Origin of the sequence: Aeromicrobium sp. WCS2018Hpa-31, from assembly GCF_031843905.1 — a bacterium.
Lineage (GTDB): Bacteria > Actinomycetota > Actinomycetes > Propionibacteriales > Nocardioidaceae > Aeromicrobium.
In genome coordinates this window covers 1-26,073 of sequence record NZ_JAVTJF010000018.1, presented here as the reverse complement: position 1 = coordinate 26,073, position 26,073 = coordinate 1, and the positions used below count along the sequence as shown (strand labels likewise).

24 protein-coding genes are annotated in these 26,073 nt (G+C 71.7%); 2 read left to right on the top strand and 22 right to left on the bottom strand.

The features are described 5' to 3' along the window. From RQG84_RS18005 to glmS, 18 genes are all read right to left on the bottom strand, one after another. Nucleotides 1-1,939, bottom strand: a 1,939-nt coding sequence (locus RQG84_RS18005) for a fibrinogen-like YCDxxxxGGGW domain-containing protein (protein ID WP_311211172.1), incomplete at its 3' end; no start/stop codon positions are given. A gap of 69 nt (nucleotides 1,940-2,008) precedes the next feature. Beyond that, on the bottom strand, nucleotides 2,009-2,410 hold the full coding sequence (locus tag RQG84_RS18000; RefSeq protein WP_311211171.1) for a DUF779 domain-containing protein: 402 nt from the start codon (nucleotides 2,408-2,410) through the stop codon (nucleotides 2,009-2,011). A gap of 84 nt (nucleotides 2,411-2,494) precedes the next feature. After that, nucleotides 2,495-4,018, bottom strand: a complete 1,524-nt coding sequence (locus tag RQG84_RS17995) for an aldehyde dehydrogenase family protein (protein ID WP_055964450.1) — start codon at nucleotides 4,016-4,018, stop codon at nucleotides 2,495-2,497. A gap of 925 nt (nucleotides 4,019-4,943) precedes the next feature. Further along, on the bottom strand, nucleotides 4,944-6,257 hold the full coding sequence (locus RQG84_RS17990; RefSeq protein ID WP_055964447.1) for a GAF domain-containing protein: 1,314 nt from the start codon (nucleotides 6,255-6,257) through the stop codon (nucleotides 4,944-4,946). Between the two features lie 121 nt (nucleotides 6,258-6,378). Next, nucleotides 6,379-7,197, bottom strand: a complete 819-nt coding sequence (locus RQG84_RS17985; protein ID WP_311211170.1) for an ABC transporter permease — start codon at nucleotides 7,195-7,197, stop codon at nucleotides 6,379-6,381. Then, the gene (locus RQG84_RS17980; protein WP_311211169.1) at nucleotides 7,194-8,141 is read right to left on the bottom strand and encodes an ATP-binding cassette domain-containing protein; all 948 of its coding nucleotides are present in this window, start codon (nucleotides 8,139-8,141) and stop codon (nucleotides 7,194-7,196) included. The genes RQG84_RS17985 and RQG84_RS17980 overlap by 4 nt, the downstream gene beginning before the upstream one ends. Nucleotides 8,142-8,205: 64 nt before the next feature. After that, nucleotides 8,206-9,249, bottom strand: a complete 1,044-nt coding sequence (tsaD, locus tag RQG84_RS17975) for a tRNA (adenosine(37)-N6)-threonylcarbamoyltransferase complex transferase subunit TsaD (RefSeq protein WP_311211168.1) — start codon at nucleotides 9,247-9,249, stop codon at nucleotides 8,206-8,208. 78 nt (nucleotides 9,250-9,327) lie between these two features. Then, a complete protein-coding gene (locus tag RQG84_RS17970) occupies nucleotides 9,328-10,098 on the bottom strand; it encodes a 1-acyl-sn-glycerol-3-phosphate acyltransferase (protein ID WP_055964435.1) in 771 nt (256 codons plus the stop codon). A gap of 55 nt (nucleotides 10,099-10,153) precedes the next feature. Then, nucleotides 10,154-10,612 (bottom strand): DUF5709 domain-containing protein, encoded by a 459-nt coding sequence (locus RQG84_RS17965; protein ID WP_311211167.1) that lies wholly within the window; start codon nucleotides 10,610-10,612, stop codon nucleotides 10,154-10,156. Next, on the bottom strand, nucleotides 10,609-11,076 hold the full coding sequence (locus RQG84_RS17960; protein WP_311211166.1) for a VTT domain-containing protein: 468 nt from the start codon (nucleotides 11,074-11,076) through the stop codon (nucleotides 10,609-10,611). Before RQG84_RS17960 ends, RQG84_RS17965 begins: the two co-directional genes overlap by 4 nt. After that, a complete protein-coding gene (locus RQG84_RS17955) occupies nucleotides 11,073-11,531 on the bottom strand; it encodes a GNAT family N-acetyltransferase (RefSeq protein ID WP_311211165.1) in 459 nt (152 codons plus the stop codon). The genes RQG84_RS17960 and RQG84_RS17955 overlap by 4 nt, the downstream gene beginning before the upstream one ends. Further along, nucleotides 11,528-12,169, bottom strand: a complete 642-nt coding sequence (gene tsaB / locus RQG84_RS17950) for a tRNA (adenosine(37)-N6)-threonylcarbamoyltransferase complex dimerization subunit type 1 TsaB (RefSeq protein ID WP_311211164.1) — start codon at nucleotides 12,167-12,169, stop codon at nucleotides 11,528-11,530. Before tsaB ends, RQG84_RS17955 begins: the two co-directional genes overlap by 4 nt. 67 nt (nucleotides 12,170-12,236) lie before the next feature. Beyond that, on the bottom strand, nucleotides 12,237-13,205 hold the full coding sequence (gene tsaE, locus RQG84_RS17945; protein ID WP_311211163.1) for a tRNA (adenosine(37)-N6)-threonylcarbamoyltransferase complex ATPase subunit type 1 TsaE: 969 nt from the start codon (nucleotides 13,203-13,205) through the stop codon (nucleotides 12,237-12,239). Next, nucleotides 13,205-14,272: an alpha/beta hydrolase gene (locus RQG84_RS17940; protein WP_311211162.1), complete on the bottom strand. Its 1,068-nt coding sequence runs from the start codon at nucleotides 14,270-14,272 to the stop codon at nucleotides 13,205-13,207. The genes tsaE and RQG84_RS17940 overlap by 1 nt, the downstream gene beginning before the upstream one ends. Before the next feature lie 41 nt (nucleotides 14,273-14,313). Then, entirely contained in the window at nucleotides 14,314-15,429 is a 1,116-nt protein-coding gene (gene alr, locus RQG84_RS17935; RefSeq protein ID WP_311211161.1) for an alanine racemase, read from the bottom strand. Continuing rightward, nucleotides 15,423-16,856, bottom strand: coding sequence for an NAD(P)H-hydrate epimerase (locus RQG84_RS17930; RefSeq protein WP_311211160.1), 1,434 nt, complete (start codon nucleotides 16,854-16,856; stop codon nucleotides 15,423-15,425). Before RQG84_RS17930 ends, alr begins: the two co-directional genes overlap by 7 nt. A 28-nt stretch (nucleotides 16,857-16,884) precedes the next feature. Continuing rightward, nucleotides 16,885-17,232, bottom strand: coding sequence for a holo-ACP synthase (locus RQG84_RS17925; RefSeq protein WP_082480728.1), 348 nt, complete (start codon nucleotides 17,230-17,232; stop codon nucleotides 16,885-16,887). 16 nt (nucleotides 17,233-17,248) lie between these two features. Continuing rightward, entirely contained in the window at nucleotides 17,249-19,099 is a 1,851-nt protein-coding gene (gene glmS / locus RQG84_RS17920; RefSeq protein WP_311211159.1) for a glutamine--fructose-6-phosphate transaminase (isomerizing), read from the bottom strand. Nucleotides 19,100-19,154: 55 nt separating this feature from the next. Here glmS and coaA point away from each other — a divergent pair, with 55 nt between their 5' ends. After that, on the top strand, nucleotides 19,155-20,096 hold the full coding sequence (coaA, locus tag RQG84_RS17915; protein ID WP_311211158.1) for a type I pantothenate kinase: 942 nt from the start codon (nucleotides 19,155-19,157) through the stop codon (nucleotides 20,094-20,096). A gap of 876 nt (nucleotides 20,097-20,972) precedes the next feature. Here the strand turns inward: coaA and RQG84_RS17910 are convergent. The 4 genes from RQG84_RS17910 to rplM are packed head-to-tail and all read right to left on the bottom strand — an operon-like array spanning nucleotide 20,973 to nucleotide 24,281. Then, nucleotides 20,973-21,938 carry a GNAT family N-acetyltransferase gene (locus tag RQG84_RS17910; RefSeq protein WP_311211157.1) on the bottom strand — a complete coding sequence of 322 codons (966 nt, stop codon included), beginning with the start codon at nucleotides 21,936-21,938 and terminating at the stop codon, nucleotides 20,973-20,975. A 32-nt stretch (nucleotides 21,939-21,970) separates the two neighbouring features. Further along, nucleotides 21,971-23,317, bottom strand: coding sequence for a phosphoglucosamine mutase (gene glmM, locus RQG84_RS17905; protein WP_311211156.1), 1,347 nt, complete (start codon nucleotides 23,315-23,317; stop codon nucleotides 21,971-21,973). A gap of 5 nt (nucleotides 23,318-23,322) precedes the next feature. After that, the gene (rpsI, locus tag RQG84_RS17900) at nucleotides 23,323-23,811 is read right to left on the bottom strand and encodes a 30S ribosomal protein S9 (protein ID WP_055964394.1); all 489 of its coding nucleotides are present in this window, start codon (nucleotides 23,809-23,811) and stop codon (nucleotides 23,323-23,325) included. Nucleotides 23,812-23,837: 26 nt separating this feature from the next. Continuing rightward, nucleotides 23,838-24,281, bottom strand: coding sequence for a 50S ribosomal protein L13 (gene rplM / locus RQG84_RS17895; protein ID WP_311211155.1), 444 nt, complete (start codon nucleotides 24,279-24,281; stop codon nucleotides 23,838-23,840). A 326-nt stretch (nucleotides 24,282-24,607) separates the two neighbouring features. Between rplM and RQG84_RS17890 the strand changes: the two genes are divergently transcribed. After that, nucleotides 24,608-25,933, top strand: a complete 1,326-nt coding sequence (locus tag RQG84_RS17890; RefSeq protein WP_082480663.1) for a citrate synthase — start codon at nucleotides 24,608-24,610, stop codon at nucleotides 25,931-25,933. The last annotated feature ends 140 nt before the right edge of the window (nucleotides 25,934-26,073 follow it).

Below are 26,073 nucleotides of genomic sequence, written 5' to 3'. Positions count from 1 at the left end.
TCCACTGCGGCGCGAAGGTGGTGACGAAGGCGCCGGTGGTGTTGTCCCAGGCACCGAGCAGCGAGATCTTGCCCGCCTGCTTCCAGGCCACCGAGGTGGACCCGACCTTCAGCGTGTCGTAGCTCGTGGCGCCGGTGTAGCTCCAGTCACCGCAGTGGCAGCCGCCGTACACGATCCGGCCGTTGTCGCCGATCGCCTGCAGGTCACCGCCCGCCCGGGTGAGGTGCGCGGCCTTCAGCGCCAGGGTGCTCGCGTCGTACGCGAACATGCTGTGCTGCGAGCCGCCCAGCCAGACGCGGGACCCGACCTGCCGGACCGCCTGCTGGTACGTCGCCGTGCCCGTGGTGCTGTAGCGAGGCTTCCAGGCCGGTGACGCGATGCCTGCGCCCGAGGCCGTGCTGAGCGCGAGGCCCTTGCGCACGGTCCGTCCCGCTGCCTTGGTCATGTAGCCCGCGAGGTAGACGCGCCTGCCGTCCGCTGCGACGTCGAGGTCGGCCACGGTGCCGTTGATGCGCGGCTTCCACGCCCCGTCCCCGCTGCCGGTGCTGAACTTGATCCGGGCGACGTAGGGCATGGCCGACGACGCCGACCCTCGCACGACGTGGGTGAACCGTCCGCCGAGGTAGAGGCGCCCCCCGGCCACGTCCATCGCGCGCACGGACGCCTTCTCGTCCCCGGTACGGCGCACGACCCCCGCCGTCCAGGTCCGGTCGAGGGCGCCCGAGGTGGTGAAGACGGCCACGCTGCGTCGCAGGACGCCGTTCACGGACGTGAAGTCGCCGCCGACCGCCAGGCGGCCGTCGGGCAGAGCGGCCAGGGCCCGGACCTGGCGGTTGAGGCTCGGACGGAACGACGAGATCCACTCACCCGTCGTGGCGTCGAACGCGGCGAGGTAGGACTGCTTGAGGCTCTGGGACCCCGACTGGTTGCGCACGGTGGTGAAGTTGCCGCCGACGTACATCGTGTTGCCCACCTGCGCGAACGCCTGCACCTCCGTGCCGAGCTCGCCGGTGCCGCCGGACCCGGTGCCGGTGACACCCCACGGCTGGGCCAGCGACCCGCTCCTGGCCACGGGCAGCGCGGTGACCTCATCGGTCCCGGTGTCGGGAACGGTCGCGAACGAGAGGTCGGACTGGCGCAGCCGCGGGCGGACGAAGACCTGCGTGAAGGGCGTCGCGTAGCCGCTGCCCGTCGCGTAGAGGTAGGACGAGGATCCGGTGCTCCCGGCGACGGCCTGTCCGTGGTTGAACCCACGAACCCAGCCGTTGGCCTGCGACTCGTAGGTCCAGACCCGACGCAAGCGGTTGGCGGCGGTCGTCGACGTCGTGCCGGCGTCACGCGAGGTGGCGCCGGAGAACGACGTACCGTCGAACGAGGCCGAGGTGAGCGGGTGGCCGGCGCCGAAGGCCCACGACCACGAGGCCAGCGAACGGATCCGCAGCCGCACGTCCTGCCACGACGCTCCCTCGGCGTTCGCGGCACGACGCAGGCGGATGCCGTCGGTGAGGGCGTCGACGCGCTTGCCACCCAGCAGGGCGTCGACCGTCGCCGTCGACAGCTTCTTCGGTGCGAACGCCGACGGTCCCGCCGGCGCCTTCGCGATCTGCGCCGGGGTGCCCTGGGCGTCGCCGTCCCAGCGCCAGCCGTCGCGACCCCGACCGACGAGCACCCAGCCACCGCCGTCGGTCGTCATGTCGCAGTAGAACTGCGTGGGCGTCCGCAGCTGCGGGGTCAGCAGCCAGTAGACGCCGTCGGTGGCCGAGGGCTCGACCTGCTTGACCTCCCAGCACGACGCCGCGGCCGACGCCTCGCTCGAGCCGTCGGGGACCACCGTGCCCGCCTGCGCGGCAGCGGCGGTACCGAGGTGCACCGACGTCGTGACCGCCGCCGGGATGATCACGAGTGCGACCAGTCGTCGGGCAGCGGTCGTCCAGGTCACCGACCGACCGTGCCACGTCGGTCGAGGTCGTGCACCGACAATGCCGAGATCCGCGCTGTGACCCGCGGCTCAGACCACCGGCACCAGGGCTGCGGTCTCCTCTTCGGTGAAGATGCGCGAGCGGATGATGAACCGCTTGCCCGTGGGCCCCTCGATCGAGAAGCCGGCACCGCGACCGGGCACCACGTCGATCGTGATGTGGGTGTGGGACCAGTAGTTGAACTGCTCGCGCGAGATGTGCACCGGCACCACGCCGGCCTCGTCGATGCCCGGTTCGGGACCGATGTCGAGGTCGCCCAGGTGCACGTCGGTGGGCCCCACGATGTAGAAGCCCTGGGTGAAGCACATGGGTGCCGACCCGTCGCAGCAGCCGCCCGACTGGTGGAACATCAGGGGCTTGCCGTGCGACGTCCGGAGCTCGCGCAGGAGGTCGGCGGCCTTCTCGGTCATCGCGATGCGCTCGACGTTCATGACGGCTCCTTCGGATGGGGCGGGTGGACGACGACCTCGAGGTCCGACCCTGGGGCCGGACCTCGAGACGTCAGTGCTGTCGGCTCAGAAGAAGCCCTGGGCGTTGTTGGAGTAGCTCACCAGCAGGTTCTTCGTCTGCTGGTAGTGGTCGAGCATCATCAGGTGGTTCTCGCGGCCGATGCCGGAGGACTTGTAGCCACCGAAGGCCGCGTGCGCCGGGTACGCGTGGTAGTTGTTCGTCCACACGCGGCCCGCCTGGATGTCGCGACCGGCGCGGTACGCCGTGTTGGTGTCGCGCGACCACACCGCGGCACCGAGGCCGTAGAGCGTGTCGTTGGCGATGCTCATGGCGTCGTCGTAGCCGTCGAACCCGGTGACCGAGACGACGGGGCCGAAGATCTCTTCCTGGAAGACCCGCATCTTGTTGTGGCCCTGGAAGATCGTCGGCGCCACGTAGTAGCCGCCCGAAAGGTCGCCGCCGAGGTCCACCCGCTCACCACCGGTGATGATGCGAGCACCCTCCTGCACGCCGATCTCGAAGTAGCTGAGGATCTTCTCCAGCTGGTCGTTGCTGGCCTGCGCACCGATCATGGTGTCGGTGTCGAGCGGGTTGCCCTGCTTGATCTGCTTGGTCCGCTCGGTGGCGGCGGGCAGGAACTGCTCGAGGATCGAGTTCTGGATCAGTGCGCGGCTCGGGCAGGTGCAGACCTCGCCCTGGTTCAGGGCGAACATCGTGAAGCCCTCGAGCGCCTTGTCGTAGAACGCGTCGTCCTTGGCCGCGACGTCCTCGAAGAAGACGTTGGGGCTCTTGCCGCCGAGCTCCAGCGTGACGGGGATGAGGTTCTGGCTGGCCATCTGCATGATCAGACGACCCGTGGTGGTCTCGCCGGTGAAGGCGATCTTGCGGATCCGGCTGGAGGAGGCCAGCGGGGCCCCGGCCTCGGTGCCGAAGCCGTTGACCACGTTGACGACGCCCGGGGGCAGCAGGTCGGCGATCAGCTCCATCAGCAGCATGATCGAGGCAGGCGTCTGCTCGGCGGGCTTGATGACGACGGCGTTGCCGGCGGCCAGCGCGGGTGCCAGCTTCCAGACGGCCATGAGGATCGGGAAGTTCCACGGGATGATCTGGCCGACGACGCCCAGCGGCTCCTGGAAGTGGTAGGCCACGGTGTCGTCGTCGATCTGCGACAGGTGACCCTCCTGCGCCCGGATCGCACCGGCGAAGTACCGGAAGTGGTCGACGGCGAGCGGGAGGTCGGCGGCCATGGTCTCGCGGACCGGCTTGCCGTTGTCCCACGTCTCGCCCACAGCGAGCATCTCGAGATTCTGCTCGATGCGGTCGGCGATCTTGTTCAGGACGACGGCACGCTCGGCCACGGACGTCTTGCCCCACGCGGGTGCGGCGGCGTGGGCGGCGTCGAGGGCGGCCTCGATGTCCTCGGCGGTCCCGCGGGCGATCTCGCAGAAGACCTTGCCGTTGACCGGCGAGACGTTCTCGAAGTACTGGCCGTTCGCGGGGGCCTTGTACTCGCCGCCGATCCAGTGGTCGTAGCGCGACTTGTAGGTGACGACGGAACCGTCGGTACCGGGCTGGGCGAACACGCTCATGGTGGCTCCTCGGAGGGGGTGGGATCAGGTGGGCGTGACGCTAGTCACAGGACCGTTGCAACGACGTTGTGGCGACGTTGCGGGGTGGTTGCCCCGGCCGCTGCTGCGTCGATCTGGGTGGGTCTTCGGTCGCTGCTGCGTTCCCGTGAGTGGGTCTTCCCCTGCGGCTGCGCTCCCGCGAGTGGGGCTTCCCCTGCGGCTGCGCTCCCGCGGGTGGGGCTTCGACCTGCGGCTGCGCTCCCGCGGGTGGGGCTTCGACCTGCGGCTGCGTCGCTGTGGCTGCGAGGCGGGTCGGTCTCCGAAAGGGCCTCGACCGGCGGATGGGTCCCGGGTCGGTCGGGCTCTCGGAGCGCGGCTCCGGGGGACGCAAGGTTCTGCGTTCGTGCGTGAGGGGGCGAAGGATGCTGCGTTGGTGTCCGGATCCCGTCGTGAACGCAGCATCGTTCGGGCTTCCGCGCACGAAGGCAGAATCCTGCGTCCGCCGGGGGCCTCTCCTGCGCCGGGTGGGCAGGGATTCTCCCTTTGCGCGGACCGTTCCAAGCAGAATGAGAATCCCTGCCCGTACGGGGACCTTTTTGGCGCCACGATGCTTCCTTCGCGAGGCACGGTCCACGCGAAGGAAGCATCGTGGGTCGATCCCGCGCAGAGGGAGAATCGTGGCCGCGCCCCGCAGACCCAACCGACCCGAGCCCCCCCGCTCCGGTCGAGGCCCTTTTCGGAGACCGACCCGACTCGGAGCCACAGCGACGCTGCAGCGAGCGGAATCCCAGCCGCGCCCCGCAGACCCAACCAACCCGAGACCCCCCGCTCCGGTCGAGGCCCTTTCGGAGACCACGCCCACTCGCGACCACAGCGACGCAGCAGCACGTGAAGACCCACGGCAGCGACGCAGCAGCAAGCGGAAACCCAGCCGCAGCTCGGACCCTCAGCCGAACGCGCGGTCGAGCTTCTCGACGTGGGCCGCGACCTGCGCGTAGCGGGGTGACGTCGTCGGGAGGATCTCCAGCGCCCGCGACCAGACCCCGAGGTCGTCACGACCGTGCGGGGTGTCGGCGAACGACAGGACGGCGTCGGCGTCGTCGCTGGCCAGCAGGGCCGAGACCAGCTCGAGGTGCAGGTCGTCGCGCAGCTCCTCGACCGCCGGGGCGGTCGAGGCCGGCAGCACCGGCCCGCGGTAGGCCGCCACGGCGCTGCGCAGCCGACCGTCGCGCAGCAGGTCGCGCACCTCGTCGACGTCGGTGCGCACGGCCGTGCGCAGGCGGTAGGGCCGCGACGCCAGCTCCAGGGGCCCGAGCACCCCGCGCAGGCGCGACAGCTCGGCGCGGATGGTGACCGGCGCCTGGTCGTCGTCGCTCAGCGCCACGCCCAGCTCGGCCGCGGTGAGCCCGTCGGGCGCCCGCGTCAGCAGCAGCAGGAGCTCGCTGTGGCGTCCGCTGAGCCGCGACGTGAGCGGACCGACCTGCAGGGTGGCGCCGTGCACGCCGAGCACGTCGAGCCGGGGGGCGGACCAGCCGCTCGAGACCTGCAGCGGCGACGCGCTCGGCTGGAGCCGGGCGATCCGCAGCTCCGCCTCGACGGCTGCAGCCGTCGCGCGGACGAAGCCCAGCCCCTGCGCCGTGGCCACCTCGGCTCCGCCGGTCACGTCGAGGACACCGAGGATCGCACCGGTGTCGGGGTCGTGGATGGGAGCCGCCGAACAGCTCCAGGGCGTCACCTGGCGCCCGAGGTGCTCGGGACCGAAGATCTGCACCGGCCGGTCGATCGCCAGGGCGGTGCCGGGCGCGTTGGTACCGGCGCTCGTCTCGCTCCAGTCGGCGCCGGGCATGAAGTGCATCGCCTCGGCCCGTGAGCGCAGGCCCGACGAACCCTCGACCCACAGCAGCTGACCGGCCGCGTCGCTGACCGCCACGAGCAGCCCGGCGTCGGCGGCGCTCTCGACGAGCAGCCGTCGGATGACCGGCAGGCCGGGGGCCAGCGGGTGGTGCTCGCGGATCTCGCGCAGGGCCTCGTCGTCGAGCGTGATTCGGGGCAGGTCGGTCTCGGGGTCGAGGCCGCCGGCCACGCTGCGCTTCCAGGAGTCGCGCACGACCGAACGCACCGGCGCGTCGGTGGTGCCCGAGGTCAGGAACTCCTCGTGCGCGCGGCGGAGCCAGCGCGACAGGGAGTCCGGGTCGGAGCCCGCCGGTACGGCGACGTCGTGCTGCCGCTCGTGCGCCCTGGGCTCCGAGGTGCGTGGCATGGAGAAAGTCTACGTGACCTGGCTCACGGGGACAGGGGAGCAAGGTCCCGAGTTCCGGCCGACCGGAGGACGTCCATCGACGGGCTGGGGGGCGTCGCGCCGAACCGCCGCGGAGGCGGGGTCAGGCGTCGCGCCGCACGAAGGCGACGGTGCCCAGCACGAGCAGCACCACCACGAAGACCGCCATGACCAGACCGCCCCCGACCGGACCGAACGGGACGACGCCGAAGATCTGCAGGGCGTTGTCCAGGGAGAGGCGCGTGTACATCTGTCCGCCGGCGTCGTAGGGCAGGAAGCGCAGCACCTCGACGAGTCCGCCACGACCCGAAGGGTCGTCGGAGGCGGCCTTGATCGCGAGGACGACCGCCTTCACGAGGCCCTCGACGAGCGACGGGATGAGCAGCAGCATGGCCACGGCCGCCGTCTGGTTCCGGGTCAGCGTGGCGAACGCGAGCCCCGAGAGCGAGAACAGGGTCGTGTAGAGGACGGTGCCCAGGGTGATGTCGCGCAACCCCTCGAACGTGGGCATGCCGACCCCGAACACCAGGGCGCTGAGGGCCGCGATCCCCACGCACACCAGCGCGGCCACGAGCGACAGCACGGCCGTGGTGAGGATCTTCGCGAGCATGACCGAGATGCGACTCGGCAGGGCGGTCAACGTCGCGCGGATCATGCCGTGGCGGTACTCGTGACCCATCGAGAACACCCCGAGCAGGCCGATGACGTAGGCGATGAACAACGGGGCGAAGCCGAGCGAGGCCCCCACGGTCACGAGGATCGCGAACGTGTTGTCGCCGCCCGACAGCGGGCCGGTCTCCGGGAGGTTCCAGGCGATGAGCACGCTGAGCAGGAGCTGGAAGGCGAAGGCCACCCCGAGGATCCAGTAGGTGGACCGGATGGTGCGCAGGCGCGCCACCTCGTAGCGCAGGGCGTCGATCATCGCTCTCCTCCGCCCTCGCGGTCGTGGCCCGGGTCGGCGATCGCACCCCTGTACTCCTCGTCAAGACCGGTGGCCGCGAGGAAGGCCTCCTCCAGCGTGGCCCGCCGGGTGGACAGCTCGTGCACGCGCACGCCGTGCTCGTGCGCGAGGTCGCCGATGCGGGCGGCGTCGAGACCGGAGACGACCTGGGCTCCGTCGGCGTCCGGGGTGAGCGTGGCCCCGGCCGCGGTCAGGACGGGGGCGAGGAGGTGGAGGTCGGGGCTGCGCAGCAGCACCTGGACCGTGCCGCCGTGCTCGACGAAGTCGCTCACGGGACCGTTGGCCAGCAGGCGCCCGCGACCCACGACCACGAGCTCGTCGGCCAGGAGCGCCATCTCCTGCAGCAGGTGGCTGGAGACGAAGACGGAGCGGCCCTCGCCGGCGAGGTGCCGGAGCAGCTGGCGCAGCCAGGTGATGCCCTGGGGGTCGAGCCCGTTGCTGGGCTCGTCGAGCACGAGGGTGTGCGGGTCGCCGAGCAGTGCCGCCGCGATGCCCAGCCGCTGCCCCATGCCGAGGCTGAACTTCTTGGGTCGGCCCTTCGCGACCGAGGTCAGGCCGACCAGCTCGAGGACCTCGTCGACGCGACGCCGCTCGATGCGGTTCGCGACCGCCAGCATCTGCAGGTGGTGGCGGGCCTGGCGCGTGGGGTGGAAGGGCTTGGCCTCCAGCAGCGCGCCGACGTGGCGCATGGGCTGCTCGAGCTCGCCGAAGGTGCGGCCGTCGAACGTGGTGCGGCCCTCGCCCCGGTCCAGCCCGAGCATGAGCCGCATGGTGGTGGACTTGCCGGAGCCGTTGGGACCGAGGAACCCCGTGACGCTGCCGGGCGTCACGGTGAAGCTCAGGTCGTCGACCGCGCGACGGGTGCCGTAGGACTTGCCGAGCCCTCGTGCCTCGATGACTGCCACGGCGCCAGCCTGCCAGAGACGGCCGCCCCGCGCCGGGAGCCGTGCACAGGCACGCCGCGGACGCTCAGGCGACGACGCGGGTGACGGGCAGGCTGGAGTCGACGGGGAGGTCGAGCGACGACGGCGCGATGCCGCGCGACACGACCTCGGCACCGAGCGCCGCCACCATCGCGCCGTTGTCGGTGCACAGACCCGACTTCGGGATACGGACCTCGATCCCGGCCACCGACGCCCGCTCGAGCACCATCTGGCGCAGCCGCCCGTTCGCGGCCACCCCTCCCCCGACGACCAGGGTGTCGACGTCGTGGTCGCGGCACGCCTGCACGGTCTTGCGGGTCAGCACGTCGACCACGGCGTCCTGGAACGAGGCCGCGACGTCGGCGACGTCGATGTCGCGCCCCATGCGCTGCTCGTGCTGGACGTGCCGGGACACGGCGCTCTTGAGTCCGGAGAAGGAGAAGTCGTAGCGGTACCGGTCGGCGTCCTTGGCGGCCGTGAGTCCCCGCGGGAAGCGGATGGCCGTGCCGTCGCCCTCCTGCGCGACGCGGTCGATGTGCGGCCCGCCGGGGTACGGCAGGCCCAGCAGCCGCGCCACCTTGTCGAAGGCCTCGCCGGCCGCGTCGTCGATGGTGGTGCCGAGCATCGTGATGTCGGAGGCGATGTCGTCGACGAGCAGGATCTCGGTGTGCCCGCCACTCACCAGCAGCGCGGCCACCCGGCGGTCGAAGCGACCGTGCTCGAGCTGGTCGACCGCCACGTGGGCGGCCAGGTGGTTGACGCCGTAGAGCGGCTTGTCGTGCGCGATCGCCAGCGCCTTGGCCGCGGCGACGCCCACCAGCAGCGCCCCGCTCAGACCGGGACCGCAGGTGACGGCGATGGCGTCGACGTCGCGCACGTCGATGCCGGCCTGGGCGTACGCCTGCTCCAGGGTGGGCACCATCGCCTCGAGGTGGGCCCGGCTGGCCACCTCGGGCACGACGCCACCGAATCGCACGTGCTCCTCGACGCTGGAGGCCACGGCGTGCGCCAGCAGGTCGGTGCCCCGCACGATGCCGACGCCGGTCTCGTCGCACGACGACTCGATGCCGAGGACGATCGGTTCAGTCACGCCGACCAGTCTCTCAGACCCCGTGGAGCCCGCGGCCGACCTGGTCCTGGGCCGAACGCCGAGGACCGCCGGGTGCGGTCAGGAGGACTGCCCGTCCTGCTTGGCGGCGCGACGGGCGGCCTTCTGAGCCTTCTCCTCGGCGTCCAGCCGGGCCGCCTCCTCCGGCGTCGGGGCCGTGCCGCCGTAGCGGGCCGGGGCCCACCACTGCCCCTCCGGGGAGACCGGGTACTCGCGGATCGCCTTGTCGAGCAGCGCCGTCATGGCCTCGCGCAGCACCTGCGTCTCGGCCACCGGGTCCTCACCCGTGACCGGGATCGGTTCACCGACGTGCAGCGCGATCGTCTTGCCGCGGCCCCAGATGTCGGACTCGTGGCCCTTGGTCTTCAGCAGCTGTGTGCCCCACGTGACCATCGGGATGAGCGGGACCCCCGCCTCGGCGGCCATCCGCACGGCGCCGGTCTTGAGCTCCTTGATCTCCATGGAGCGGCTGATCGTCGCCTCGGGGAAGATGCCCACGATCTCGCCGGAGCGCGCGTACTCGACGGCCTTGTCGTACGACGCCTGTCCGGCGTCACGGTCGACCTCGATGTGGTGGAAGGACCGCATCAACGGACCACCGACCGGGTGGTCGAAGGCCTCCTTCTTCGCCATGAACCGCACCAGGCGACCCGACGGCTGCGTGGCGAGGCCGTCGAAGACGAAGTCGACGTAGCCGATGTGGTTGGCCGCGAGGATCGCTCCCCCGGTGCGCGGCACGTGCTCGGTGCCGGACATCTGGAACGACATGCCCAGCAGCTTGAACAGCGTCTTGGCCGTCACGATGACCGGCGGGTAGGTGATGTCGCGCATGCGGGTCAGCGTAGTGCACAGATGTGCACCGAAGGGGTGGTCGCGGACCCGCTTCTCACCTCCCGGGCGAGCCGGCGGACAGGTCGTCGGGCTCGTCGTCCACGACGTGCACGGCGGCCTCCTCGGCGCTGGCGGCAGCACCGTCGATGCCGACGTCGTCGCCGACCAGGGCCTTCTCGGTGTCCTCGCCGAGTCCCTCGTCGGGCGCGACGAGGCGACCGGAACGCTCATCGCCCACCTCGTCGTCGTAGACCTCGGGGTCCACGTCGGCGTACGGATCGACGTCGGGAACCTCCTGCGCGACGCGCTGGTCGAGGGTCTCGCCCTCGAGCGCCTCGTCGGGCGTGGTGCCGAAGCCCTCGCCCGCGCTCCACTTCTCCGGTGGGGAGTAGCCCTCGTCGAGCACGTCGTCGACCCCTCGGTCGACGAGCGTGTCGTCGGGCTGGAGCTGGTCGAGGACCTCCGACTCGTCGCGGTTGTCCTGGGCGTCGAAATCGATGGGTCCGTCGGTCATGCTTCGAGACTGCCACGCCGACGGCGCGACGCAAGTGCTGCGACGACCGCGACGAGCACCAGGGCGACGCAGCCGATCGCGACCGCCTCGCCGCGCTCGCTGCCGGTGCGCAGCGCCACGAGGAACGCGCCGGCTCCGATCGTGCTCCAGACGGTCGCCCACAGTGCGGCACCGGGGACCAGCCCGACGAGGTAGCGCGGCCAGGTCATGCCGGCGAGACCGGCCCCGGCGTTCACCACGGTCTGCGCGCCGACCGTCAGGAAGCTGGCGGTCACCACCGGCGGGCCCCATCGGTCCACACGCTCGGCGGCCGCCCGCAGCCGCGGCCCGGGCTCACGCCGACGCAGCACGCCGGTGGCGACCAGGCGCCCGATGCCGTAGGTGGCTCCAGCGCGCAGCAGCACGATCGCGAAGAGCGCCAGCCACGCCCAGGCCCACGGCCACGACCGGATCTCCGCCATCATCGTGGCGGCCCCGCCACGCTCGCGGGGAGTGACGCCTCCAGCACGAGCGCGTCCCGGCCGGGGCCGTAGTAGCCACGCCGACGTGCGATCGGCTCGAAGCCGTGGGCGGCGTACAGGGCGAGCGCAGGGGCGTTGTCGTCGGCGACCTCGAGCAGCATGCGCGTCGCGCCACGGTCGACGGCCGCCGTGCCCGCCGAGCCCACCAGGCCCGACGCGACGCCGTGGCGCCGGTGCGTCGCGCCCACGACCACGCGGTGCAGGTCGGCGACGTCGGCCACGACGCCGACGTCGACGTAGCCGGTCGTCACGCCGTCGTGCTCGTCGACGAGCACGATCCGGTCCGGCAGGGCGAGCTCCTCGCGCAGCGTGGCCGCGGACCAGGCTCCTTGGCCGAAGGCCTCGCGCTCGAGCTCGACGAGGGCCGCGAGGTCGCCGTCGTCCGCGGGACGGATCACCGCACGGGCGACGCCGGCCGAGCGTCCGGCCGGCGCAGGTAGAGCGGCTCCAGGGGCAGGATCTCGACCTGGCCGCTCACCACGCCGTCGGCGAGGGCCGCGGCCGACGCGTCGAGCGGTCCGTCGAGCGCCGTGAGCACGTCGGCGTACAGCTGGGCCCCTCGTCCGACCACGGGCAGGTCGGGGAGCAGGCGCGCGAGCTCGGCGGGCTTGTCGACGTTCGGGCCGTCGACCCGGCGCAGCACACCGTCCTGACCCGGTACGTATCGCGCCCAGTAGACCTCCTTGCGGCGGGCGTCGATGGCCACGACGTGCTCGTGGTCGAGCGCAGCGGCGAGGGCCAGGGCGTCGAGGGAGCACACGCCGTGGGCCGTGAGCCCGAGGGTCGAGGCGAGGGTGCGCGCGGTGACGATGCCGACCCGCAGTCCGGTGAAGGGTCCGGGCCCCACACCGACGGCGACGTCGGTGAGGTCGCCTGCCGTCCGACCGGCCTCGGCGAGGGCGTCGCGGATCGCCGGGGCGAGCAGCTCGCCGTGCGCCATCGTGCCCTCCCCCTCGGCCCGGCCGACGACGGCGTCGCCGTCGTGGACGGCGACGCTCACGGCGGGGCCGGAGGTGTCGATCGCAAGCAGCAGCACACGAGTGAGCCTACCCTCACCTGCACGGCACCTCGACCCGCTGCGTGGCCGCAGGACGGGAGGAGTCTCAGCCGAGCAGGGTCGAGCGCAGCGGGACGTCCACCCAGCGGGGGCCGTTCGGCTTGATGGTGACCACGCGCGGCTCCGCCTCGTCGGGGTGGTCGCCGTCGTGCTGGGTGCCGAGCGGGTCGATCGGGCGGGCGCCGCGCACCTCGATGCTCACCGAGAGCCAGCTGTCGTTGAGCTGCTCGGCCATGCCCGCGCCCCACTCCACCACGGTCACCGACTCCTCGGCCGTGGCGTCGAGGTCGAGGTCGTCGACCTCCTCGGCGCCGCCCAGCCGGTACGCGTCGACGTGCACGAGCGACGGACCGTCGGACTGCGACGGGTGCGTGCGGGCCAGCACGAACGTGGGCGACGTGATGGGTCCGCGGACGTCGAGCGCGGCTCCCAGGCCCTGGGTGAACGTGGTCTTGCCCGCACCGAGGTCGCCGGTGAGGACCAGCAGGTCGCCGGGTCGCACGAGCTCGGCGACCCGCCCGGCCAGGTGGTGCATGACCTCGGGCGTCGGGACCTCGCGGGCGAGCCAGAGCGTCTTGCCCAGCACCAGGAGCGGACCCTCCTGGTCGACCGGGTAGTACTTGCGTCGCGTCCAGAACCGCACCGTGTCGGGCAGCTCCTCGCGCACGTGCAGCCAGATGCCGTCCTTGCCCCGCTCCTCGGCGGTGTCCTCGGCCACGCCCACCATGGCCGAGGCGACGCCGCGCGACTGGATCTCGGGGTCGACCGCCACGCGCCGCAGGCCCAGCTTGCCGGGGCGCGACTCGTCGAACAGCAGCGCGCCCATGGGAACGCCACGACGCTCCACCAGCAGCCCACCGGCCGTGCCGAGGACCTCGGCGACCGACTCGACCGTCTCCTCGAGCGCGGTCGACGGCGGGTCGAGGTCGGGCCGCACCCTGAAGGAGCGGTGGATGATGTCGACGACGGCCTCGGCGTGCTCGGGACCGGCGTCGATGACGTCGAGAGCGCGCATCAGCGGTCCTGCTCCCGCACCGGATGACCGACGGCCTCGAGCACGTCCTCGATCGCACGGGTGACGGCCACGTTCTCCTCGAACGGGATCATGTGTCCGGCGTCCTCCAGGGTCACGAGCTCGGCACCGTCGATGGCGTCAGCCAGGCGCCGGGCATGGCTGATCGGCGTGAGCAGGTCCTTCGTGCCGCAGGCCACGACGACCGGCACCTGCGCGAGACCCTTGGCCCCGGTCCGCACGTCGAGGTCGACGAACGCGGGGTAGAAGTCGAGCAGCACGGAGGTGTGCGCCCGCAGGATCATCTCGTCGGACATGTCGGCGTACTTCTGCGGCGCATCGGGACCGACCGCCCAACGGCGCACCACGCTGTAGCTGTTGAAGGTGCGTCCCCAGTCGAGCAGCGGGCTGCCGGCCCGCAGCAGCGGGAGCAGCCGGCGCAGCCCCGGGCTCTGACGCACGAGGCGACCGGCGCTCGTGGACAGCAGCACCGCTCCCACCACCCGGTCACCGAACAGCGAGGGTGACTCGGCGGCCAGCTGCTGGACGGTGATGCCACCCATGGAGTGGCCGACGAGGACCACCGGGCCGTCGGGCGCGACCTCGTCGAGGATCGTGCGCAGGTCGTCGGCGAGCTGCTCGAAGCTCGAGCCGTGCCGGGTCGATCGTCCCGAGCCTCCGTGCGAGCGCTGGTCGTAGAACACCATGCGCACGAGGCCGCGGAGCGCCAGGCGCTGGTAGTGCCACGTGTCGAGGGTGCAGACCCAGCCGTGCACGAACACCACGGTCAGCGGCGAGTCCTGCGTCGAGGAGCCCGCCTCGTGCCGGCCGGCCGGCCGCCCGTCGTCGCGTGTGCGTGCCTCGTCGACCTCGACGTTGAGCGCGACGCCGTCGGAGGCGATGACGGTGCGCGGCGTGCTGTGCACGCTGCCGAACGGCACGTCCTCGCCCCGCTGCTCGCGTCGGTGCTCGCGTCGGCGGGTGTCCACGACCTTCGCGGCGACCCCGGCCGCCACGAAGGCCCCGGCGGTCGCGGCCAGGGCGGTCAGACGGGCGGGAAGGTGGCTCATCACGGTCCTCGGTGGGCCGGCCGACGGACGGTGCGTCCGGCTCAGCCTCGGTAGGTGCGCTCGATGCGGCCGCCCAGTCGGGTGACGACCTCGTACCCGATCGTACCGGCGGCGCTCCCCCAGTCCTCCGCGGTGGGGGCGCCCGGCTCCGCGCCGAACAGCGTGACCACGTCGCCGCGGGTGGCGTCCCGGTCGCCCAGGTCGACGACCAGCTGGTCCATGCAGATGCGTCCGACCACCGGGGCGCGACCCCCGGCGAAACCGACCTCGGCGCGACCCGACGCGGTGCGGAGCACGCCGTCGCCGTACCCGAGCGGGACGAGGCCCAGGGTGGTCTCGCGGTCCGTGGTCCAGGTGCGGCCGTACGAGACCGACGTGCCCGCCGGCACTCGCTTCACGGCGGCGAGCCTGCCCCGCAGCGTGAGCACCGGTCGCAGGTCGGCGAGCCCGGAGAGGGCGGGGTCGGGGGCGATACCGTAGGTGGCGATGCCGGGCCGCACGAGGTCGAAGTGGGCCGAGGGGCGGGTGAGCAGGGCCGCCGAGTTGGCCAGGTGGCACCAGCGTGGGTCGAGGCCGGCACCCCGCACGGTCTCGACGGCCTGTCGGAAGACCTCCTCCTGGAGGTCGTTGGCCCGGTGGCTCGGCTCGTCGGCACAGGCGAGGTGCGACCACACCCCCGTCACCTCGACGCGGCCCGACGCCTGCGCGGCGGCGGCGGCCCCGACCAGGTCGTCCCACTGCGGACCGAAGGCGCCGTTGCGGGCCAGACCGGTGTCGACCTTCAGCTGCACGCGCGGACGTCGCCCGGTGGGCACGTCGGCCAGGATCTCGGCGAGCTGCTCGGTCGACGACGCGGTCAGCTCGACGTCGCGCTCGACGGCGGCGGCGTAGGAGGCGCCGGGTGCGGCGAGCCAGCAGAGCAACGGCCCGGTGTCGCCGGACTCGCGCAGCCGGAGCGCCTCCTCGGGCGTCGCGACACCGAGCCACGAGGCGCCGGCCTCCCGCGCCGCGCGGGCCACCGGGAGCATGCCGTGGCCGTAGGCGTCCGCCTTCACGACCGCCATGAGCGCCGACCCCGGAGCGAGCCGCGCGAGGGTGGCCACGTTGTGGCGGTACGCGTCGAGGTCGACGACCGCCTCGGCCTGCGGACTCACCACCGGCGCACCTCCACCAGGGTGCCGTCGAGGAACGCCGCCACGGTGGCGGGCAGGGCCGCGGCGACCTGCGACGCGGTGACGGGACCTCCGGGGTTCGCCCGCACGGCCGCCGCCCCGTGCAGGAACGCGGCGAGGCGCCCGGCGTCGAACGGGTCGAGCCCGCCGGCCAGCAACGACCCCGCGAAGCCGGCCAGCACGTCGCCCGACCCCGCTGTGCCCAGCCACGGCGTCCCGGACAGGTTGACGGAGCGCCGTCGCTCGCCGGAACCGTCCCGCGGGGCGACGACGAGGGTGCGGGCACCCTTGAGCAGGACGGTGGTGCCCCAGCGGTCGGCGGCCGTGGCGGCGTGCGCCCACGGATCGGCCTCGACCGTCTCGCGGTCGACGTCGAGCAGGCGGGCCAGCTCACCCGCGTGCGGGGTGAGCAGCACCGGCACCTCGGGGCCGTGCGGCAGGTGCTCGATCGCGCCGGCGTCGACGACCAGCGGCACGCCGTCGTCGAGGCACGCGGCGAGCTGGTCGCCCACGTCGTCGCCGGCCCCCGGGCCGACCACCCAGGCCTGCACGCGCCCACGTCCGTGCACCACCTCGGGCGCCCGGTCGACCACGCGGGCGGCGAGCGCGTCGGTACCCACGAACCGCACCATGCCCGCGAGGCCGGACTGCGCACCGGCCACGCAGAGGTGCGCGGCGCCGGCGTAGGCGTCGGACCCGGCGGACACGCCGACCACGCCACGCGCGTACTTGTGGGACTTCCCACTGGGCACGTGTCGTCGCACCACCTCGCCGTCACCGACCTCGAGCGCCTCGACGGCGGCGCCCGGCAGGTGCGGGCCGAGCCCGATGTCGACGAGGTGGAGCGGCTCCCCACCCCCGGCGTCGGCGGCAGGCCCGACCAGGGAGCAGACCTTGTACGTGCCGAACGTGACCGTGCGGTCCGCCCGCACGTGCACGCCTGGGGCGGCCCCCGTGTCGACATCGACGCCGGAGGGGACGTCGACCGCCACGACGTGGGCCGACGTCTTGTGCGTCCACCGGGCCCAGTCCGCGGCCCGACCCTCGAGGCCAGCACGGGCACCGATGCCGAACAGGGCGTCGAGGCACCAGCGCTGGGCACCCGGGCCGTCGACGTGCTGCGCGCCGGCCGACCGGGCCGCTGCGAGGCCCTCGGCGTGCACGGCGTCGGGGTCGAGCAGCGCGAGGTCCACGCGCACGCCGCGGTCGAGCAGATGGGCTGCCGCGAAGAGGGCGTCGCCGCCGTTGTTGCCGGGACCGACGAGCACCACCACGACGTCGCCGGCCGGGACGTCGTCGAGGGCGTCGGCCAGTCCGCGGGCGGCGCGCTGCATGAGCGCGTCCCAGCCGGTCTCGCGGGCGAGCCGCTCCTCGGCGTCGCGCACCTGCGCGACGGTGTGCCCGCTCAGCACGTGCTCACGTCCCTGCTCATGACCCCCGTCATGATTCCGCCACGACGAACGCCGTGGCCACCGACGTGTCGTGCGACAGCGACACGTGCACGCGCGTGATGCCGAGGTCGGCCACCCGGGCCTCGGCCGCCCCGGAGAGCGAGAGGTGCGGAGCGCCGTGCTCGTCGAGCACGACCTCGATGTCCTGCCACGACATGCCCGCGGGCGCCCGCAGGGCCTTCACGAACGCCTCCTTGGCGGCGAAGCGTGCCGCCAGGCGCTCGGTGGAGAGCACGGCCTCGGCGGGGGTGAAGAGTCGCGAACGCAGCTCGGGCGTGCGCTCGAGGGTCCGCTCGAACCGACCGAGGTCGACGACGTCGACCCCCACGCCCCAGATGCCGGACACCGTGGACCTACTCGACCGTGACCGACTTGGCGAGGTTCCGCGGCTGGTCGACGTCGTGGCCGAGCAGCGACGCCAGCTCGCACGCGAAGATCTGCAGCGGCACCGTGGCCACGAGGGGCTGGAGCAGCGTGGGCACCTTGGGCAGCCGGATCAGGTGGTCGGCGTAGGGCACGACGTCGTCGTCGCCGTCCTCGGCCAGCACGATCGTGAGGGCGCCGCGGGCGCGGACCTCCTGGATGTTGCTGACGATCTTCTCCTGCAGCTGGTCGCGTGCCTTCGGTGGCACGACCACGAAGACGGGGATGCCGTCCTCGATGAGCGCGATCGGGCCGTGCTTCAGCTCGCCCGCGGCGAAGCCCTCCGCGTGCAGGTACGCCAGCTCCTTGAGCTTGAGCGCCCCCTCGAGCGCCACGGGATAGCCGACGTGCCGGCCGAGGAACAGCACGGACCGACGGTCCGACAGCTCCGCGGCGAGCTTGCGCACCTGGTCGCCCTCGTCGAGCATCCGCTGGATGCCGGCCGGCAGCTTCTCGAGCGCGCCCATGATGGCGTCGATCTCGTCGCCGTACTTGGTGCCCTTGACCTGAGCCAGGTACAGACCCAGCAGGTAGCAGGCCACGACCTGCGACAGGAAGCCCTTCGTGGACGCGACGGCGACCTCCGGCCCGGCGTGGGTGTAGATGACCGCGTCGGACTCGCGCGGGATGGTGGAGCCGTTGGTGTTGCAGATGCTCAGCACCCGGGCGCGCTGCTGGCGGGCGTACCGGATGGCCATGAGCGTGTCCATGGTCTCGCCGGACTGGCTGATCGCCACGACGAGCGTGGACTTGTCGATGATCGGGTCGCGGTAGCGGAACTCCGAGGCGAGCTCGACCTCGCACGGGATGCGCGTCCAGTGCTCGATGGCGTACTTGGCCACGAGTCCGGCGTAGGAGGCGGTGCCGCAGGCGATGACGATGATCTTGTCGACCTCGCGCAGCTCGTCGTCGCTGAGGCGCATCTCGTCGAGCTGGAGGCGGCCCGCGCGACTGTACCGACCGAGGAGGGTCTCGGCGACGGCCTGTGGCTGCTCGTCGATCTCCTTGAGCATGAACCAGTCGTAGCCGCCCTTCTCGGCCGCCGAGACGTCCCAGTCCACGTGGTAGCTGGTGGTCTCGGCCGGCGCGCCGTCGAAGCCGGTGACCACCATGTCGTCGCGGGTGATGGTGACGACCTGGTCCTGGCCGAGCTCGACCGCCTCGCGGGTGTACTCGATGAAGGCCGAGACGTCGGACCCGAGGAAGTTCTCGCCCTCGCCCCGTCCGACCACGAGCGGGGAGTTGCGCCGAGCACCGACCACGACGTCGGGCTGCTGCGCGTCGGTGATGACGAGCGTGAAGGCACCCTCGAGCCGGTTGCACACGGCACGCACGGCGTCGTCGAGGGCGGGCGTGCGCACGAGCTCGTCGGAGAGCAGGTGGGCGACGACCTCGGTGTCGGTGTCGGACTGCATCTCGTGCCCGGCGGCCTCCAGCTCGGACCGGAGCACGGCGAAGTTCTCGATGATCCCGTTGTGCACGACCGCGATGCGGCCGTCCTCGCTGAGGTGCGGGTGCGCGTTGCGGTCGTTGGGCGCACCGTGGGTGGCCCAGCGGGTGTGGCCGATGCCCGTGGTGGACTCGGGAAGCGGCGCCGTGGCCAGGACTCCGTCGAGGTTGACGAGCTTGCCCGCCTTCTTGGCCCAGGCGATCCGACCGGTCTCGGGGTCGGCCAGCGCGACTCCACCGGAGTCGTAGCCGCGGTACTCGAGGCGGCGCAGCCCACCCATGACGACGTCCAGGGCGCTGCGGTGCCCGACGTAACCCACGATTCCACACATGCGCTCCAGGGTACCCACGGAACCTGCCGGCTCCCGCTACCGGCAGGATGAGGCCATGGCACGTGAGCTCTCGCCGTACGTCGAGATCGAGAGGTCCGCATGGGCCGACCTCGCCGACGACGTGCCGCAGCCGCTCACCGCGGCCGACGTCGAGCGTCTGCGTGGCCTCGGCGACGAGCTCGACATCAACGAGGTGCGCGAGGTCTACCTGCCCCTCACCGAGCTGATCAGCCTCCGGGTGCGTGCAGCGACCCGGCTCTGGGAGGCCACCGAGTCGTTCCTGCGGGAGCCGCAGCCCCAGCGCACTCCGTTCGTCATCGGCGTGGCCGGGTCCGTGGCCGTGGGCAAGTCCACGACGGCGCGGCTACTGAGAGCGCTGCTCTCCCAGTCACCGGACCACCCGCGCGTCCAGCTGGTCACGACCGACGGCTTCCTCTGGCCCAACGAGGAGCTCGAGCGTCGGGGCATCCTCCAGCGCAAGGGCTTCCCGGAGTCCTACGACCGCAAGGCGCTCCTGCGCTTCGTCATCGACGTCAAGTCCGGCGTCGAGCAGGTCTCGGCGCCGGTCTACTCCCACCTCACCTACGACCGCACCGACGAGACGGTCGTCGTGGAGCGGCCCGACATCGTCATCGTCGAGGGCCTCAACGTCCTGGCTCCGGCGAAGGAACGCGGCGACGGATCACCCGGGTTGTCGGTGAGCGACTACTTCGACTTCTCCATCTACGTCGACGCCTCCAGCAAGGACATCCGCCGCTGGTACGTCGACCGGTTCCTGGCCCTGCGTCGCACGGCGTTCGCCGACCCCGCCTCCTACTTCCACCGCTACAGCAGCCTCACCGACGACGAGGCGCGAGCCCGCGCCGAGGAGCTGTGGGACACGATCAACTGGCCCAACCTGCGCGAGAACATCCAGAGCACCCGCGGCCGCGCCGACCTGGTGCTGCGCAAGAGCGCCGAGCACTCCGTGAAGTGGGTGCGGTTCCGCAAGATGTGAGCCGTGCTCCGGGTGCGGCGGCCGGCCGGGTCGCTTCCTTCAGGTGAGCGGGCCCGGCCGAGACCTCCCTTGCTGCCGCGACACCTCGGCCGGGCTCTCGCCTTCGGCTGCGTCGCTGTGGCTTCGTGTCGGGTCGGTCTCCGAAAGGGCCGCGACCCGAGCGGGGGTCATGGACCGGCTGGGTCTGCGGGGAGCGGCTGGGTTCGCGCTCGATGCTGTGTCGCTGTGGCTTCGCGTTCTCCTGCGGCTGCGTCGCTGTGGCTACGACTCGGGGTGGTCTCCGAAAGGGCCTCGACCGGAGCGGTGGGTCTCGGCGCGGTTGGGTCTGCGGGGCGCGGCCAGGATTCTTCATCTGTGCGTGATCCACGCACGATTCTTCCTTCGCGTGGACCGTGCCTCGCGAAGGAAGAATCGTGGCGACGAAAAAGGCCCCGTACGGGCAGTGATTCTCCCTTCCCGTGGACCGTTCCGCGCGAAGGGAGAATCCCTGCCCACCCGACGCGCACCGGCGCCCCGGCGGACGCAAGATTCTGCCTTCGCGTGTAGAAACACGAACGATGCTGCGTTGGTGACGGGATCCCGTAGCGAACGCAGCATCCTTCGCCCCCTCACGCACGAACGCAGAATCTTGCGTCCCCCAGCCACGCCCCGAGAACCCGACCGACCCCGGACCCGCCCGCCGGTCGAGGCCCTTTCGGAGCGCAGGTCCACTCGCACCCGCAGCAACGCAGCCGCAGGTCGAGACTCATCCACAGCGACGCAGCCGCGAGGCACGACCCAGCCGGAGCAACGCAGCCGCAGGTCCAGGCCCACCCGGAACGACGCAGCAGCAACGGCACGGGACGCCCCGAACGAGGACCCGACCGACGCCGAGGATCAGCCGCCCAGCCCCTTCACCAGCTCGGCCGCCCACGCCACCTGCCGGTACCCGATGGCCTCGTTGACGGCGATCATGGGCGTGTTCGAGGCCGCGTTCCAGGTGGTGACGCGCGTGCGACCCTCGAGCAGGTCGGCAGCCTCGCGCAGGGCCGCCACCTTCATGGCCAGACCGAGACCGTGGCCGCGGTGGGCCGGGAGCACGAGGGTGTCCCACTGGTAGGCGGTCTCGCCGTGATCCGGCACCACGAGCTGGGTGTGCCCGGCGAGCGTGCCGTCGGGGGCGACCGCCGCCACCGTCTGTCCGACACGGCCCTGCTCGAGCCACCGAGCCTCCTCGTGGCGCACCCGCGCGGCGTCGAAGTGCTCCGGCCCGATGCCGACGTCGCCCGACGGGGCCTCCGCCAGGATGAGCGCGCGGAGCACGGCGTACTGGTCGACCCACTCCTCGGGGCAGCGACGCCACGCGACCGCGGTGTACCCGTCACGCCACGGCGCCTGCGGCGGCGCAGCCGGGAGGCGCAGCTCGCGGATCGCGTCGAGCAGGTCGACGCGATAGCCGTGCAGGGCGGCGAACACCGACCCCGCGCCGGCCTCGTCGTGCACCGACCACGACGCCTCGGCGAAGGCGTTGACCCGGCCCTCGGCCCTCGCCCGCTCCCCCACGGCCCGCAGCAGTGCGCTGCCGAGACCGGCCCGACGCCGTTCGGGGTCGACGAAGACGTGCAGGTACGCGAGCGTGCGGTTGTCCTGCTGGGGGAAGGAGACCCACGCACCAGCCACCACCTCGTCGTCGACGACGCCGGCGAGCACCACGTGCTCGGCATAGGGGTCGCTCGTGAGGTTGGTCCGCTTCTCCGCGAGACCCCAGGGCTCGTCGAAGGGTTCGGCGTGGCTGCGGGCGTAGACCGCGTGGAACGCGGCGTACTGCTCGTCGTCTGCGAGGTCCACCCGACGGATCTGCACGGGCCGACGCTACCGCGCCGCGAGCGAGCCGATCAGACGCCGAGGGTGTGGCGCACCACGTCGGCGAGTCGCTCGGCCACCGACGTGGCCTCGTCGAGCGACGGGGCCTCGACCATGACGCGCACCAGCGGCTCGGTGCCCGAGGAACGAAGCAGGATGCGCCCGCGACCGTCGAGGGCACCGTTGGCCGCGACCAGCTCGCCCTGGAGCACGGGATCGGTGTCGACCCGCGACTTGTCGACGTCGGGGACGTTGACCAGCACCTGCGGGAGCCGCTGCATGACCGACCCGAGGTCGGCCAGCGACCGACCCGTCGCTCGCATGCGCGCCGCGAGGTGCAGCGCGGTGAGCACACCGTCGCCGGTCGTCGCGTGGTCGGCCATGATGACGTGGCCCGACTGCTCGCCACCGAGCGTGAAGCCGCCGGCACGCATCGCCTCGAGGACGTAGCGGTCGCCCACCGCGGTCTGCAGGACGCGCAGGCCCGCCGCCTCCATGGCCTGCACGAAGCCGAGGTTGCTCATGACGGTGGCCACCACGGTGTCGTCCTTGAGCGTGCCGGCCTGCTGCCGGGCGAGCGCGAGGACAGCGAGGATCTGGTCGCCGTCGACCACGCGGCCCTCGGCGTCGACCGCGAGGCACCGGTCGGCGTCGCCGTCGAACGCGAAGCCGGCGTCGGCGCCGTGCTGCACGACCGCGGCCTGCAGGTCACCGAGATGGGTGGAACCGCAGTCCTCGTTGATGTTGAGACCGTCGGGCTCGTCGTGGATGGTGACGACCTCGGCACCGAGCTCGGCGAAGGCAGTGGGGCCCACGTGGAAGGCGGCGCCGTTGGCGCAGTCGAGCACGACCTTGAGACCCTCGAGCCGCTCGGGGACGGTGCTCACCAGGTGCTTGACGTAGGAGCTCACGCCCACGTGGCTGTCGCCGATGCGTCCGACGCCGGCCCCGACCGGGCGCTCCCACGGCTCCTGCAGGCGCTGCTCGATCGCGATCTCGATCGCGTCGTCGAGCTTGTGTCCCCCGCGCGCGAGGAACTTGATGCCGTTGTCGGGCATCGCGTTGTGGCTCGCGGAGATCATGACGCCCATGTCGGCGTCGAGCTCGGCGGTGAGGAAGGCAGCGCCCGGGGTGGGCACGACGCCGAGCCGATGCACGTCGACCCCGGCCGAGGCGAGCCCCGCGACGATCGCCGCCTCGAGGAACTCCCCCGAGGCACGCGGGTCGCGAGCCACGACCGCCGTGGGTCGACTGTCGGCGAACGCTCCGGCCTCGCCGAGCACATGAGCCGCCGCGACCGACAGGTCGAGCGCGAGCTCGGCGGTCAGGTCGCGGTTGGCGAGGCCTCGTACCCCGTCGGTGCCGAAGATCCGGCCCAACGGGATCAGCGCTTGCTGTACTGAGGAGCCTTACGAGCCTTCTTGAGGCCGGCCTTCTTGCGCTCCTTGATACGAGCGTCGCGGGTCAGCAGTCCGGCCTTCTTCAGCAGCGGACGGTTGACCTCCTCGTCGATGGCGTTGAGGGCACGGGCCACGCCGAGGCGCAGCGCGCCGGCCTGGCCGGTCATCCCGCCGCCGGTGACGCGAGCCACGACGTCGAAGCTGCCCTCGAGGCCGGTGGCCGCCAGGGCCTCCTTGGCGATCTGCTGGTGCAGCTTGTTCGGGAGGAAGTCCTCGAGCGGCTTGCCGTTGACGGTCCACTGGCCGGAGCCGGGGACGATGCGCACGCGGGCGACCGCCTCCTTGCGGCGGCCGGTGGCCGCGCCGGGGGCCACGAGGGACTTGCTCGTCGCGATCTCCGCGGACGGCGAGGTCTCGGAGGTGTAGACGCCGTCGGTGGTGGTGGGGACGTCGGTCTCGGTGGTGTCAGCCACGGTGCTCGTCTCTTCTGCTCGGGTGCTCACTGGGAGATCTGCTTGATCTCGTACGGCTGGGGCTGCTGCGGCGCGTGCGGGTGCTCCGGGCCGGCGTAGACCTTCAGCTTCTTGATGATCTTGTCGCCGAGGCGGTTCTTCGGCAGCATGCCGCGCACGGACTTCTCGATGGCCTTGCGGGCATCCTTCTCGAGCAGGTCGCCGTACGCGATCTGCTTGAGCCCGCCCGGGTAGCCGCTGTGGCGGTAGACAGGCTTGTCGGTGCGCTTGTTGCCGGTCAGCGCCACCTTGTCGGCGTTGATGATGACGACGAAGTCACCACCGTCGACATGCGGGGCGAAGGTCGCCTTGTGCTTGCCGCGCAGCAGGTGCGCGGCCGACACGGCAAGACGGCCCAGGACGACGTCCTGAGCATCGATGACGTGCCACTGGTGGCTGATGTCAGCAGGCTTGGGGCTGTACGTAGGCACGGCGTGACCTTCTCGTTGTGGTTCTGGGTGGCACTAGCTGGATCTGGGTCGTTGTCGCTGCACGTCCGGACCGTGGGCGGACCACACGTTCTCCGTGGCCGTCGAGTCCGGGGGCACAGGCCGCCTGGGCTTCGGCGCAGGACCGCCGGGAGGCGATCGCGCACGCAGGGCACAACGACGTCCAAGAGTAACCGGCGTGGCCGCACGCGGTCAAAACGGGTGGGCGTGGCCGGGCGTCGAGGCTTCTCCGCGCTCGCTCCTCGAGACCCAGCCGTGCGTGTCTCGGGAGGCCGCACTAGGTTGGAGATGAGTCCGGGGCCACATCAATGACCCGTTCAGCACGTCACAGGAGACCCATCGTGACCGACCAGACCTTGACCGTCCGCGACAACCGGACGGGCGACGAGTACGAGCTCGAGATCACCGACGGCACCGTCCGCGCATCCGACCTCGGCAAGATCGGCAAGACCGAGGACGACCCCGGCATCGCCGTATACGACCCCGGGTTCACCAACACCGCGTCGACCCGCAGCGCCGTCACCTTCATCGACGGCGAGAAGGGCATCCTCGAGTACCGCGGGTACCCGATCGAGCAGCTCGCGGAGTCCTCCACCTTCCTGGAGGTCGCGTACCTGCTCATCCACGGCGAGCTGCCCACGAAGGAGCAGCACGACCAGTGGGTGCACGACATCACGTTCCACACGTTCGTGCACGAGAACCTCAAGAGCCTCATGCAGGGCTTCCGCTACGACGCGCACCCCATGGGCATGCTGCTGTCGAGCGTCGGCGCCCTCTCGACGTTCTACCCCGAGGCCCGGGCCATCCACGACCCCGACGTCCGGCGCGAGCAGATCGTGCGCATGATCGCCAAGATGCCGACGCTCGGCGCCTGGTCGTTCCGCCACGCGCAGGGCAAGCCGTACGTCTACCCCGACAACGAGCTCTCCTACACGGAGAACTTCCTGTCGATGCTGTTCAAGATGAGCGAGCCGAAGTACGACCCGGACCCGCGTCTGGCCAAGGCCCTCGACGTGCTGCTGATCCTGCACGCCGACCACGAGCAGAACTGCTCGACCAACGCGGTGCGGTCCGTCGGCTCGAGCCAGGTCGACCCGTACTCGGCGGTCTCGGCCGGCATCGCGGCGCTCTACGGCCCCCTGCACGGTGGCGCCAACGAGGCCGTGCTGCGCATGCTCAAGCGGATCGGGACGAAGGACAAGATCCCGGAGTTCATCGAGGGCGTGAAGAACGGCGACGAGAAGCTCATGGGCTTCGGTCACCGCGTCTACAAGAACTACGACCCGCGCGCCAAGATCATCAAGAAGGCGTGCGACGACGTCTTCGAGGTGACCGGCGTCAACCCGCTGCTCGAGATCGCCCAGGAGCTGGAGAAGATCGCGCTGGAGGACGAGTACTTCGTCTCCCGCAAGCTCTACCCGAACGTCGACTTCTACTCCGGCCTCATCTACGAGGCGCTGCAGTTCCCGCCGGAGATGTTCACGGTGCTGTTCGCGATCGGCCGCACGCCGGGCTGGCTGGCCCAGTGGCTCGAGCTGGTCGACGACAAGGAGCAGAAGATCGCGCGCCCGAAGCAGATCTACACCGGTGACCGGACCCTCGAGTTCGTGCCCGCGGAGCAGCGCTGGGCCTGACGCCCCACGCACACGAGTGAACCCCCGCCTCGACGGGGGTTCACCTGTTTCCACCCGGCGGGGGTTCACCTGTTTCCACCCGGCGGGGGTTCCGGGCCACGGGCGGACGACCAGCACGGCCGGGGTTCCGGGCCACGGGC